Here is a 12,938-nt window from a genome sequence, read left to right on the forward strand (position 1 = left end):
TCATCGAAATTTAATCGTTTAGCGTCGCCATCGCCTTGCCGTTTCCCTATATGAATGCGACAACACCCTCGAATCTCAATATGGAGGCACATCCGTGGAACAGGCAGAAATCGGCCTTATCGGGCTCGGCGTCATGGGCTCTAACCTCTCCCTCAACATTGCCGAAAAAGGCAACAAGATCGCCGTCTTCAACCGGTCTCCGGAAGCAACCCGCAAGTTCTACGCCGAGGCCGGCGAACTGCAGGGACAGCTTATCCCGTGCGAGACGCTGGAAGAATTCGTTGCCTCCATCCGTCCGCCGCGGCCAATCATCATCATGATCAAGGCCGGCGATCCGGTCGACCAGCAGATGGAGCTTCTGAAGCCCTATCTTTCGGCCGGGGACATCATGATCGATGCCGGCAATGCGAATTTCCGCGACACGATGCGCCGCTTCGACAATCTGAAGGACAGCGGACTGACCTTCATCGGCATGGGCGTGTCCGGTGGTGAAGAAGGCGCGCGCCACGGTCCGTCGATCATGGTCGGCGGTACCGAGGACAGCTGGAAGCGCGTCGAGAAGGTGCTGACCTCGATCTCCGCCAAGTTCAACGACGAGCCCTGCGTTGCCTGGCTCGGCGAAAACGGCGCCGGCCATTTTGTCAAGACCATCCATAACGGCATCGAATATGCCGACATGCAGATGATCGCCGAAATCTACGGCATCCTGCGCGACGGCCTGGGTATGAGCGCCTCGGAAATCGGTGACGTGTTCGGCAAGTGGAACGAGGGTCGCCTCAATTCCTACCTGATCGAAATCAGCCAGACGGTCCTGAAGGCGGCCGATCCGATCACCGGCAAGCCGATGGTCGACCTGATCGTCGATGCCGCCGGCCAGAAGGGCACCGGCAAGTGGTCGGTCATCGAAGCCCAGAACATGGGCGTTGCCGCGACCGCCATCGAAGCCGCCGTCGCTGGCCGTATCCTGTCGTCCCAGAGAATCGAACGCTTGGCTGCCGAAAAGATCTTCGGACTGCCGAAGGTCGCGGAAGCGCCGAAGGACAAGGCAGCGTTCATCGCCGACCTCGAAAACGCACTGCTTGCCGCCAAGATCGGCGCCTATGCGCAGGGCTTTGCGGTCATGTCGGCAGCGTCGGCAGAATATAACTGGAACCTGCCGATGCCGACCATCGCCAAGATCTGGCGTGCTGGCTGCATCATCCGCTCGGCCTTCCTCGACGAGATTACCTCGGCCTTCACCAAGGATCCGCATGTGGCGAACCTGATCGTCACACCGGCCTTCGCGCAGATGGTTAAGGACACCGACGGGGCACTGCGCCGCGTCGTCTCGTTTGCCGCGCTCTCCGGTCTGCCGGCTCCGGCGCTCGCCTCGGCGCTCTCCTATTTCGACGCCTATCGCCGCGGTCGCGGCACGGCGAACCTTATCCAGGCCCAGCGCGACTTCTTCGGCGCCCACGGTTTCGACCGCCTCGACGGCGTCGACAAGCATCACGGCCCGTGGGGCAGCGGCCTCAGCGAATTTGCCTGATTCTTGATCCGAGCGATGCAAGCGCCCGCCGGATACGGCGGGCGTTTTTGTTTCAGTCCTTCGGCGCCATCTTCGACCAGGCGGGCTTTGCGACACTCTGCAGCAATTCCGGTCCGACGCCATCGATGCGCGCCATCAGCGCCTTGGCGAGCTCACGCCCTGCCTGGCGAATATCCTCGCTCACCGTATAGATCTCCGGGCGGATCCAGTTGAGGAAATCGGCCGACTGTTTCGATACCACATCGACGTCGCGCCCGAGTTTCTTGCCCGCCGCCTCCAGGCCGGCCACCAGCGCGATCGTCGCCGAGCCGCTGATCGAGACGATGCCGTCTGGCGGTTCGACCGAACGCATCATCCGTTCGGCATAGGCGCGGATCTCTTCGAGCGGCGTTTCGCTGGTCACCCGGCCCATCGGCACTTCGGTGGCGCCGAAGTCGGCGAGCCCGTGTTCGAAGCCGATGCGGCTGTGGACGTAGAAGGAGAAGCGGCTTCCCGGAGACAGGAAGGCTATTCGCCGACGGCCTTTTTCCACCAGCTTCTGAACGGCCTGGTAGGCGTAAGCCTCGTTGTCGTAGTCATGATAAGGATGGACAATCCCCATGTCGGTGCGGCCATGGGTGGCGAAGGGGAGGTTCCGCTCGGTCATCAACCGCACGCGCGCATCGTCGGGCTCGATGCGGGAGATGATCACCCCGTCGGCCGAGCCCGTATCGAGGATATAGCGCACCGGCACCATCGGGTCCTTCTGGAAGGAATGGGGCGTCACCACGAGGTGATATTGCGTACCGCCCAGGACTTCGGAAATCCCGTGCACCATCTGGCTGGTGAAACCCATCAGCTCCTCGTCGATGCTGAGCACGAGGGCGATGACATTGGTCTTGCCGGTGCGCAGGCGCACGCCTGCGCGGTTCGGCTGGTAGCCGAGTTGGTTGGCGACGAGGCGGACCCGTTCCTTGGTGTCGGCGCCGATATCCGGCGCATCCTTCAATGCCCGCGAAACCGTCGTGATGCCGAGGCCCGTCATGTAGGCGATCGTCTTCAAGGTAGGACGTTCGCGGATCGCCGTCTGCGTTCCGCCCGTCTTTGATCTTCCGCTGTCGTCCATTGTCTGCCGTCGCTGCCCGAGTCAGGTGGCCACTATAGAGGGCTGAAGCTTGCCCGGAAACGTCGCGACACCTCCCTTGCCCTTCACTCGAAATCAATAACTGAAACGATACAGGTAAAATGTCGAGCGGAATTTTGATCAATGCCAAACTTCCATATCCTTGGGTTGCACAACGCATGTGCGAAAAGTTTTTTTGCATGCGCGAAAATTCGGCCTCCTGATATTGCCTATTTTGCAGCCTTAGTAGAGCTGATCTCCTCAAAATCGACGGATTTTGGTCATCGCCGAATTCCGACTGATTCTTCTTATAATTGTATTTTCTCGACTCCAGATTTTTTTCGGGCAAAACAGGTTGCGTGACATAGAGTATTGGCCTAGGTTTTTACGGCAACGTTTCAGTGAGGGAGGAGACTCATGAATATTCGTGCTATCGCGGCTTTGTTGGCCGCAACCGTGGCGCTGCCGTTTGGTGCCGCTCACGCCACCGATCTCGAAGTGACCCATTGGTGGACCTCCGGAGGGGAGGCTGCGGCCGTCGCAGAGCTTGCCAAGGCCTTTAACGCCACCGGAAACAAATGGGTCGACGGCGCAATAGCCGGCTCCGGCGGCACCGCCCGCCCGATCATGATCAGCCGCATCACCGGCGGTGATCCGATGGCCGCCACCCAGTTCAACCATGGCCGCCAGGCCGAAGAATTGGTCCAGGCCGGCCTGATGCGCGATTTCACCGATCTCGCCAAGAAGGAAGGTTGGGACAAGATCGTCCGCCCTGCGAGCCTGCTGAAATCCTGCACGTTCGAGGGCAAGATCTATTGCGTGCCGCTCAACATCCATTCCTGGCAATGGCTGTGGCTTTCCAACGACGCCTTCAAGAAGGCCGGCGTTGCGGTTCCGAAGAACTGGGACGAGTATGTCGCAGCGGCTCCGGCGCTTGAAAAGGCCGGCATCGTGCCGCTCGCAGTCGGCGGCCAGGCCTGGCAATCGACCGGCCTGTTCAGCGTGCTAACGGTCGCGATCGGCGGCAAGGAGATCTACCAGAAGGTCTATGGCGACAAGGACGCAAAGGTCGCGGCCGGTCCGGAAATGGCCAAGGTGTTCAAGGCGGCCGACGACGCCCGTAAGATGTCGAAGGGCACCAATGTCCAAGACTGGAACCAGGCCACCAACATGGTGATCACCGGCAAGGCCGGCGGCCAGATCATGGGTGACTGGGCGCAGGGCGAATTCCAGCTGGCCGGCAAGAAGGCCGGTGTCGACTATACCTGCCTGCCGGGCCTCGGCGTGAACGAGATCATCTCGACGGCCGGCGATGCCTTCTACTTCCCGGTCCTCAAGGACGCAGCGAAATCGAAGGCACAGGAAGCGCTCGCCTCGTCGCTTCTTGACGCCAAGACCCAGGTGGCCTTCAACCTCAAGAAGGGCTCGCTGCCGGTACGCGGCGACGTCGATCTTGCGGCCGCCAACGACTGCATGAAGAAGGGCCTCGAAATCCTCGCCAAGGGCAATGTCGTCACCAGCACCGACCAGCTGATCACGCAGGATACGCAGAAGCAGCTGGAAGACCTGATGTCGCAGTTCTTCGCCAATACGTCGATCACGGCCGAGGAAGCTCAGAAGCGCTTCGTCGCTATTTTCTCCAAGGCCGGTTGATCCGACAGACAGCGATCCAACAGCCGGCTCCGCGTCCGCAAGGGGCGGGGCCGGTGGTGGCTTGCTTCCGGCAGCCTTTGCTATCCAGAGGAGTTGACCATGGCGGCGCACACTCAGCCCGGCCGACCCAACCAGTTATTCCGCAATCTCAATTCGAAGATTGCCTCGATCCCGATGATGCTGACGGCCGTGGTGATCTTCCTCGGCGGCACGATCTGGACCGTCGTTTATTCCTTCACCAATTCCAAGCTCCTGCCACGCCTGTCCTTCGTCGGCCTGGAACAGTATGAACGGCTCTGGGATACGCCGCGCTGGATCGTCTCGATCCAGAATCTGGCGACCTACGGATGCCTGTCGCTGATTTTCAGCCTGACCATCGGCTTCCTTCTGGCCGCATTGATGGACCAGAAGATCCGGTTCGAAAACACGTTCCGGACGATCTTCCTCTATCCGTTCGCACTGTCCTTCATCGTCACCGGCCTTGTCTGGCAGTGGATCCTCAACCCGGAATTCGGGGTGCAATCGGTCGTCCGCTCGCTCGGCTGGACGAGCTTCACGTTCGATCCGCTCTACAATTCCGATATCGTCATCTACGGCATCCTGATCGCCGCACTCTGGCAGGGGACCGGGCTCGTCATGTGCCTGATGCTCGCCGGGCTTCGCGGCATCGACGAGGACATCTGGAAGGCGGCGCGCGTCGACGGCATCCCGATGTGGAAGACCTATCTCTTCATCATCATCCCGATGATGCGGCCGGTCTTCGTCACCACGCTCGTCATCATCGCCAGCGGCATCGTCAGGATCTACGACCTTGTCGTGGCGCAGACGAGCGGCGGCCCCGGCATCGCCTCCGACGTGCCTGCCAAATACGTCTACGACTACATGTTCTTCGCCCAGAACCTCGGCCAGGGCTTTGCCGCATCCACGATGATGCTGCTCGCCGTCGCCATCATCATCGTGCCTTGGGCCTATCTCGAATTCGGAGGACGCAAGCGTGGATAAATCGCTCACGATGCCCGTCTCTGGGCCCGCCATTTCCGCCCAAGCCGGCTCCCGGCTGGAGGCCGGTCCGCAGGGAAAACGCCCCCGCAAAAGGCTCTCGTCGCGCAATATCATCGTCTATGGCGCGCTCGGTTTTGCGGCGCTCTATTATCTCGTGCCGCTCTACGTGATGGTCGTCACGTCGCTGAAGGGCATGCCGGAAATCCGCCTCGGCAATATCTTCTCGCCGCCCATGGAGATCACCTTCGAACCTTGGGTCAAGGCTTGGGCAGAGGCCTGCACGGGCTTGAACTGCGACGGCCTTTCGCGCGGCTTCTGGAATTCGGTCCGCATCACCGTGCCGTCGGTGATCGTGTCGATCGCGATCGCCTCGGTGAACGGTTATGCGCTCGCCAACTGGCGGTTCAAGGGCTCGGAGATCTTCTTCACGATCCTGATCGTCGGCGCCTTCATCCCCTATCAGGTGATGATCTATCCGATCGTCATCGTCCTGCGGGAGATGGGTCTTTACGGCACGCTCTATGGCCTCATCCTCGTGCACTCGATCTTCGGCATGCCCATCCAGACGCTGCTGTTCCGCAACTATTTCGTGTCGTTGCCGGAAGAGCTGTTCAAGGCGGCGCGCATCGACGGGGCGGGGTTCTGGCAGATCTATTTCCGGATCATGCTGCCCATGTCGCTGCCGATCTTCGTCGTCTCGATGATCCTGCAGACCACCGGCATCTGGAACGACTTCCTGTTCGGCGTGGTGTTCACCCGGCCGGATACCTATCCGATGACCGTGCAGCTCAACAACATCGTCAATTCGGTTCAGGGCGTGAAGGAATACAACGTCAACATGGCGGCAACGCTGTTGACGGGTGCGGTTCCGCTGATCGTCTATTTCGTTTCCGGCCGGCTTTTCGTCCGCGGCATCGCGGCCGGCGCAGTCAAAGGGTAAAGCCTGATGCTCAACAATGTTTCCACGCGCACTCAGAGCAGCGTTTCCATCCGGGACCTGTCGCTGTCCTTCGGCTCGGTCAAGGTGCTGGAAAACCTCAACCTCGACATTTATGACGGCGAGTTCCTGGTCCTGCTCGGCTCGTCAGGCTGCGGCAAGTCCACGCTGCTGAACTGCATCGCCGGGCTTCTGGAGCCGACCGATGGCCAGATCTTCATCAAGGACAAGAACGTCACCTGGGAAGAGCCCAAGGACCGCGGCATCGGCATGGTGTTCCAGTCCTACGCGCTCTATCCGCAGATGACGGTCGAGAAGAACCTCTCCTTCGGCCTGCGCGTCGCCAAGATTCCGAAGGCCGAGATCGACCGCCGCGTGGCCCGCGCCTCCGGTATTCTGCAGATCGAGCCGCTCCTCAAGCGCAAACCCTCCGAACTCTCCGGCGGCCAGCGTCAGCGCGTCGCGATCGGCCGCGCCCTGGTGCGCGATGTCGACGTCTTCCTGTTCGACGAGCCGCTGTCGAACCTCGACGCGAAACTGCGCTCCGAACTGCGCGTCGAAATCAAGCGGCTGCACCAGGCGCTGAAGAACACGATGATCTACGTCACCCACGACCAGATCGAGGCGCTGACGCTGGCCGACCGCATCGCCATCATGAAGAGCGGCGTCATCCAGCAGCTCGACGATCCGGTGACGATCTACAACAAGCCGAGGAACCGTTTCGTGGCAGCCTTCATCGGGTCGCCGGCGATGAATTTTCTCACTGGAGAGCTGGCGGAGGAGGGTGGTCGCGCCGTCTTCAGGACCAATGGGGTCAGCTTCTCTCTCGACGGTTATGATGCTTCCGAGCCGATGAAAGGAGGACGCAAGGTCACCCTCGGCGTCCGTCCGGAACATATCAAGGTGGACGGCGACATCGCTGGCGGCGAAGTTCACGAAGCGGTGGTTGACATCGAAGAGCCGATGGGTGCTGACAACCTACTTTGGCTTAAACATGCCGGCCACACGATGTCGGTTCGCATCGGCGGCGCAAGGCGTTACGCCGTCGGCGCCAAGGTGCGCCTCGCCTTCGACATGACCATGGCCTCGCTGTTCGACGCAGAGACGGAGGAGCGGATCTGATGGTCGGCGCGAGCCGGATTCGCAGGGCCCTATTGTGCTCGGGGCAATTGCCGTCGCAGCAGAGGGGGGCTGGCGCGGCACGCCGTGAATTTTGCGGACCGGTGCGATGACTACGATCGACCTATCCGGCCCCTGGCAGCTCGCGTCTGCCGACGGAACGCATCGCACCGAGATGCCGGTCCCCGGCGACGTCCACACTGCGCTGAAGACGGCGGGCATCATCCCCCACCCGTATTACGGTCGCAACGAAAACGACGTGCAATGGGTCGCAAACAAGGACTGGACGATCGAGCGGCGTTTCACCCTCGATGATCCGGCAGGGTCCTGGTATCTCGACATCACCTATCTCGATACAGTCGCGACCGTCTTCGTCAACGACATCCCGGTGCTTCAGGCGGACAACTGCTTTCGCCGTTATCGCCCGGACGTGTCGAAAGCGCTCAGGGCCGGTGAGAATACGATCCGCGTTCTCTTCCGTTCCAGCATTGCCGAGGGGGCGGAGCGGCAGGCGCGTCAGCCGTTCTACATTCCCTATTCCACGAACAATTCGCCGATCCCGAACGGCAACATGCTGCGCAAGCCGCAATGCCATTTCGGCTGGGACTGGAATATCGCCATCGCGCCCCTCGGCCTTTACGGCGAAATTTCGCTGAAGAAACTCGAAACCGCCCGTATCGAGCATATCGTCACCAGTCAGAGACATGGGGCAGGCGAGGTCGATCTCATCGTCAGCGTGACGCTTTATGCCGAAGGGCCGGGTGTGCTGCCGGTCTTCCTCTCGCTCGGCGGAGAACGGGTCCGGCTCGATTGCGGCGTTCGCGCCGGCGAGACCACGGTGACCCATCTCTTCCATATCGACGACCCGAAACTCTGGTGGCCCTCCGGCAGTGGCGAACAGGCGCTCTACGAACTGACCGTCGGCATCCCCACCGAGGCCATCACCCGCCAGATAGGCCTCAGGACCGTCGAACTGCTGACCGACCCGGACGAGGCCGGCAGCCGTTTCGCCTTCCGCGTCAACGGCCGAGAAATCTTCTGCCGCGGCGCCAACTGGATCCCTGCGGACGCGCTGTTTTCCCTGTCCAGCCCCGAACGGACCGAGGACCTGCTGCGTTCCGCCGTCGATGCCCATATGAACATGATCCGCGTCTGGGGCGGCGGTTTCTACGAAGCGGACTGGTTCTACGATCTCTGCGACCGGCTCGGCCTGATGGTCTGGCAGGATTTCCAGTTCGCCTGCAACCTCTATCCGTCGACCACGGATTTCCTCGAAAACGTCGCGGCGGAAGTCGATTGCCAGGCTCGTAGGCTCATCTCGCATCCCTCCATCGTGCTCTGGTGCGGAGACAACGAACTGGTCGGCGCACTGACATGGTTTCCGGAATCCCGTGAGAACCGCGACCGTTACCTCGTCTCCTACGACCGATTGAACCGCGTCATCGAACAGGCGCTCGACAAGGCCGCGCCCGACGCCATCTGGTGGCCGTCGAGCCCCGCATCCGGCTATCTCGACTACGGCGATGCGTGGCATGCGGACGGGTCTGGCGACATGCATTACTGGTCCGTCTGGCACGAGAACAAGCCGTTCGACGACTACCGCTCGGTGCGGCCGCGCTTCTGCTCGGAATTCGGCTTCCAGTCCTACACGTCGCTGCCCGTCATCGAGACCTATGCGGCTCCCAAGGATATGAACATTGCCTCGCCGGTCATGGAGCACCACCAAAAGAATGCCGGCGGCAACGAGCGCATCGCCGGCACGATGTTCCGCAACTTCCGCTTTCCGACGGATTTCGCCAATTTCGTGTATCTCAGCCAGGTACAGCAGGGATTGGCGATCAAGACAGCCGTGGATTTCTGGCGGTCGCTGAAGCCGCATAATATGGGTGCGCTTTACTGGCAGCTCAACGACACCTGGCCGGTGGCTTCGTGGTCGAGCCTCGATTATGGCGGCAGCTGGAAAGTGCTGCACTACATGGCGAAGCGCTTCTTCCAGCCCGTGGCGGTCACTGCGATTCCGTCGGACGACGGCCGCGAAATCCGCTTCTCGCTCGTCAACGATACGGCGGAAGATGTGACGGTGACGCTTTACCTGTCGCTGCTGACGCTCAAGGGTGAGCGCAGCGCGCTTCGGAGCGTGGAAGCCGTGTGCACGCCGGACGCCGCCGTCACCGTGCTGACCTTGCCGACCGCAGATATCCCCGAGGGCGCGATCCTCGCCTGGACCTTCACCGCCTCTAACGGCATGGGCGGCGAGGGGCATCACGTTCCGGGCAGCTACAAGGCGCTGGAACTCGAACCGGCAGATCTCGAGCTTTGCGTGTCTCCGTCCTGTGACGGCGCCTTCGAGGTTGAGATCACTGCCCAGGGACTTGCCCTTTTTGTGCTGATCGAAAGCGGCACCCCCGGCCGTTATTCCAATAACGCCTTCGATCTCGCCGCTGGCGAAAGCCGCAGCATCCGCTTCACGCCCGCCGCACCGACGGACGCGACCCCGCAATTCCGCATCTACGATCTCCATTCCTGCCAGGCAGCAGGCTGAGGTCTTTATCAAGGGAGGAACACCATGACGAAACTCGGTTTTCAGCTTTATTGCGCGCGCAATTTTCCGCCGCTTTCCGATGTCCTGAAGAAGGTTGCCCAGGCGGGTTATACCGAGGTGGAAGGTTATGGCGGCATCTTTGCGACGCTCGATGAAGCGGGCCTGAAGGCGCTCAAAGGTGATCTCGATGCCAATGGTCTGACCATGCCGACCGGCCATTTCGGCATCGATCTTCTCGAAAAAGAGCCGGAACAGGCGCTGCTGATCGCCAAGACGCTCGGTGTCCAGGCGATCTACTGCCCGCATCTCGTCGCCGACCAGCGCCCCACCGATGCCGCCGGGTGGTTCGCCTTTGGCCAGCGACTGCAGGACGTCGGCAAACGCTATTGGGATGCCGGCTATACGTTCGGTTGGCACAACCACGACTTCGAGTTCAAGACGCTGCCGGACGGCTCGACGCCTCAGGAACAGATCCTCGCTGGTGGCCCCGATCTCGCCTGGGAAGCGGATATCGCCTGGGTCATCCGCGGCGGCGCCGATCCGTTTGCCTGGATCGAGAGCTATGCCAAGCGGATCACCGCCGTCCACGTCAAGGACATCGCACCGGCCGGTGAGAACACGGACGAGGACGGCTGGGCGGATGTCGGCTACGGCACCGTTCCGTGGAAGGACCTGATAGCGACTCTCAAGAAGACGTCCGCAAAACATTACGTCCTCGAACACGACAATCCGAACGATCTCGACCGGCTGCTGACGCGCTCGATCGCCTCCTTCAAGACCTATTGATCACATTATTTTCCGGAGTTTTCCATGCCCAAGGAACTTGGCGTCGGCATCATGGGATGCGGCAATATTTCCACCACCTACTTCAAGCTGTCGCCGCTCTTCAAAGGCCTCAAGGTGCTCGCCTGCGCGGACATCAACGAGCAGGCCGCCGAAATGCGCGCCGAGGAATACGGCGTCAAGGCGCAATCGATCGAGCAGTTGCTCGCCAATGACGAGCTCGACGTGATCGTCAACCTGACGATCCCGGCGGCGCATTTTGCCGTCTCCAAGGCGATCCTCGAAGCCGGCAAACATGTCTATTCGGAAAAGCCGTTGGTTATTACGCTTGAGGAAGGCAAGGCGCTGCAGGCGCTTGCCAGGCAGAAGGGTCTTTCGGTCGGTTGCGCGCCAGACACCTTCCTCGGTGGGGCGCATCAGCTCGCCCGCAAATATATCGACGAGGGCGGCGTCGGCCGCATCACGTCCGGCACCTGCCACGTCATGAGCCCCGGCATGGAAATGTGGCATCCCAATCCCGGCTTCTTCTTCCTGGAAGGCGGTGGGCCGATCCTCGATCTCGGGCCCTATTACATTGCCAACCTGATCAACCTGATCGGTCCGGTAAGGCGTGTCGGCGCGCTCACCTCCATGGCGAACCCCACCCGCACGGTCACCAGCGAGCCGCTGAACGGCCAGATCATCCCGGTCGAAACGCCGACCAATATCCACGCGCTGCTCGAATTCGTCAGCGGCGCGACGATCACGCTGTCGGCCAGCTGGGATGTCTGGTCGCATCGCCACGCCAACATGGAACTCTACGGCACCGAGGGCTCGATCTTCGTGCCCGATCCGAACTTCTTCGGCGGCACGGTCGAGGCAAGCGGCCGCAACAAGGACATCCAGCCGCTGGAGCCCTGGGACCATCCGTTCGGCATCAACAACCAGGAACATCCGCAGGGGCCGCGGGCCAACTACCGCACAGCCGGCCTGGCGGACATGGCGATAGCGCTGATCGAAGGCCGCGATGCCCGCTGCTCGCTGGAGCGCACGCTCCACGGCGTCGACGTGATGACGTCGATCCTGAAGTCCGGCGAGGAAGGGCGGTTCATCGAGCTTTCGACCACCTGCACGCAGCCGGCGGCGCTCGGCATCGACGAGGCGCTGGCGCTTCTGCGCTGATCGGCTATGAATGCGGCGCGCACCGCCTGAGACACCGGCGCGCCGCATTTCACTCGGAGGAAACGACATGACCTGGCAACCAGCGTCCAACCGCTACGAAACCATGAAATACAACCGCTGCGGCCGCTCGGGGCTGAAACTCCCGGCGATCTCGCTCGGCCTCTGGCACAATTTCGGCGACGACACGCCGCATGACCGCAAGGTGGCGATCGCTCGCAAGGCGTTCGATCTCGGTATCACCCATTTCGATCTAGCCAACAACTATGGCCCGCTGCCGGGCAGCGCCGAGACGGCTTTCGGCCAGATTCTTCGCGAGGATTTCAAGGGATACCGCGACGAACTGATCATCTCGTCGAAGGCCGGCTACAATATGTGGCCGGGTCCCTATGGGGAATGGGGCAGCCGCAAATACCTGATCTCCTCCTGCGACCAGAGCCTGAAGCGCATGGGTCTCGACTATGTCGACATCTTCTATTCGCACCGCTTCGACCCCGATACGCCGCTCGAGGAGACCTGCGGCGCGCTCGACCATATCGTCCGTTCGGGCAGGGCGCTCTATGTCGGCATCTCGTCCTACAATTCCAAGCGCACCCAGGAAGCGACAGCGATCCTGAAGGAGCTCGGGACGCCGATCCTCATCCACCAGCCGAGCTATTCGATGATCAACCGCTGGGTCGAGGAAGATGGCCTGCTCGACACGCTCGAAAACCTCGGCATCGGCTCGATCGTCTTCTCGCCGCTCGCCCAAGGCATGCTGACCTCGAAATATCTCGGCGGCATTCCGGAAGGCAGCCGCGCCGCTCAGGGCAAGTCGCTGCGGCCGGCCTTCCTCAACGACCGGAACATCGCCAACCTCAAGGCGCTCAACGCAATCGCCGAAAAGCGCGGCCAGACGCTGGCGCAGATGGCGCTCGCATGGGTCCTGCGGGGCGGCCGCGTGACCACGGCGCTGATCGGCGCCAGCCGTCCGGAACAGGTCGAGGATTGCGTCACGTCGCTCGACAATCTCGAGTTCACGGCAGCCGAACTGGCCGAGATCGACACCTATGCCAAGGACGCCGATATCAACCTCTGGGCCAAGTCGGCCGAGCGGGCAGGGCCGGCGCGGTAA

Annotated in this window: 10 protein-coding genes; 9 read left to right on the top strand and 1 reads right to left on the bottom strand. The window is 61.5% G+C overall.

Translation table 11 applies throughout. The features are described 5' to 3' along the window. Positions 1 to 94: 94 nt before the first annotated feature. Positions 95 to 1,528 (top strand): NADP-dependent phosphogluconate dehydrogenase, encoded by a 1,434-nt coding sequence (gene gndA, locus PMI07_RS26815; RefSeq protein ID WP_007760312.1) that lies wholly within the window; start codon positions 95 to 97, stop codon positions 1,526 to 1,528. 52 nt (positions 1,529 to 1,580) lie between these two features. Here the strand turns inward: gndA and PMI07_RS26820 are convergent, their stop codons facing one another. Then, positions 1,581 to 2,633: a LacI family transcriptional regulator gene (locus PMI07_RS26820; RefSeq protein ID WP_007760318.1), complete on the bottom strand. Its 1,053-nt coding sequence runs from the start codon at positions 2,631 to 2,633 to the stop codon at positions 1,581 to 1,583. A gap of 414 nt (positions 2,634 to 3,047) precedes the next feature. Here PMI07_RS26820 and PMI07_RS26825 point away from each other — a divergent pair, with 414 nt between their 5' ends. From PMI07_RS26825 to mgrA, 8 genes are all read left to right on the top strand, one after another. Further along, positions 3,048 to 4,283, top strand: a complete 1,236-nt coding sequence (locus PMI07_RS26825) for an ABC transporter substrate-binding protein (RefSeq protein WP_007760320.1) — start codon at positions 3,048 to 3,050, stop codon at positions 4,281 to 4,283. A 99-nt stretch (positions 4,284 to 4,382) separates the two neighbouring features. Then, positions 4,383 to 5,285: a sugar ABC transporter permease gene (locus PMI07_RS26830; protein WP_007760323.1), complete on the top strand. Its 903-nt coding sequence runs from the start codon at positions 4,383 to 4,385 to the stop codon at positions 5,283 to 5,285. A gap of 10 nt (positions 5,286 to 5,295) precedes the next feature. Then, positions 5,296 to 6,225 (top strand): carbohydrate ABC transporter permease, encoded by a 930-nt coding sequence (locus PMI07_RS26835; protein ID WP_037088489.1) that lies wholly within the window; start codon positions 5,296 to 5,298, stop codon positions 6,223 to 6,225. Positions 6,226 to 6,231: 6 nt separating this feature from the next. After that, a complete protein-coding gene (locus PMI07_RS26840) occupies positions 6,232 to 7,344 on the top strand; it encodes an ABC transporter ATP-binding protein (RefSeq protein WP_007760332.1) in 1,113 nt (370 codons plus the stop codon). Positions 7,345 to 7,450: 106 nt separating this feature from the next. Continuing rightward, on the top strand, positions 7,451 to 9,883 hold the full coding sequence (locus tag PMI07_RS26845) for a glycoside hydrolase family 2 protein (protein WP_007760334.1): 2,433 nt from the start codon (positions 7,451 to 7,453) through the stop codon (positions 9,881 to 9,883). A 24-nt stretch (positions 9,884 to 9,907) separates the two neighbouring features. After that, on the top strand, positions 9,908 to 10,669 hold the full coding sequence (locus PMI07_RS26850) for a sugar phosphate isomerase/epimerase (protein ID WP_007760337.1): 762 nt from the start codon (positions 9,908 to 9,910) through the stop codon (positions 10,667 to 10,669). Between the two features lie 24 nt (positions 10,670 to 10,693). Beyond that, entirely contained in the window at positions 10,694 to 11,827 is a 1,134-nt protein-coding gene (locus tag PMI07_RS26855; protein ID WP_007760339.1) for a Gfo/Idh/MocA family oxidoreductase, read from the top strand. Between the two features lie 67 nt (positions 11,828 to 11,894). Further along, positions 11,895 to 12,938, top strand: a complete 1,044-nt coding sequence (gene mgrA, locus PMI07_RS26860; protein WP_007760341.1) for an L-glyceraldehyde 3-phosphate reductase — start codon at positions 11,895 to 11,897, stop codon at positions 12,936 to 12,938.

It is taken from the genome of Rhizobium sp. CF080, from assembly GCF_000282095.2.
Classification (GTDB): Bacteria; Pseudomonadota; Alphaproteobacteria; order Rhizobiales; family Rhizobiaceae; genus Neorhizobium.

Coding starts and splice junctions, on each gene's coding strand:
- PMI07_RS26820 (WP_007760318.1), bottom strand. CDS start 2,633: ATGGACGACAGCGGAAGATCAAAGACGGGCGGAACGCAGACGGCGATC.
- PMI07_RS26825 (WP_007760320.1), top strand. CDS start 3,048: ATGAATATTCGTGCTATCGCGGCTTTGTTGGCCGCAACCGTGGCGCTG.
- PMI07_RS26830 (WP_007760323.1), top strand. CDS start 4,383: ATGGCGGCGCACACTCAGCCCGGCCGACCCAACCAGTTATTCCGCAAT.
- PMI07_RS26835 (WP_037088489.1), top strand. CDS start 5,296: ATGCCCGTCTCTGGGCCCGCCATTTCCGCCCAAGCCGGCTCCCGGCTG.
- PMI07_RS26840 (WP_007760332.1), top strand. CDS start 6,232: ATGCTCAACAATGTTTCCACGCGCACTCAGAGCAGCGTTTCCATCCGG.
- PMI07_RS26845 (WP_007760334.1), top strand. CDS start 7,451: ATGACTACGATCGACCTATCCGGCCCCTGGCAGCTCGCGTCTGCCGAC.
- PMI07_RS26850 (WP_007760337.1), top strand. CDS start 9,908: ATGACGAAACTCGGTTTTCAGCTTTATTGCGCGCGCAATTTTCCGCCG.
- PMI07_RS26855 (WP_007760339.1), top strand. CDS start 10,694: ATGCCCAAGGAACTTGGCGTCGGCATCATGGGATGCGGCAATATTTCC.
- mgrA (WP_007760341.1), top strand. CDS start 11,895: ATGACCTGGCAACCAGCGTCCAACCGCTACGAAACCATGAAATACAAC.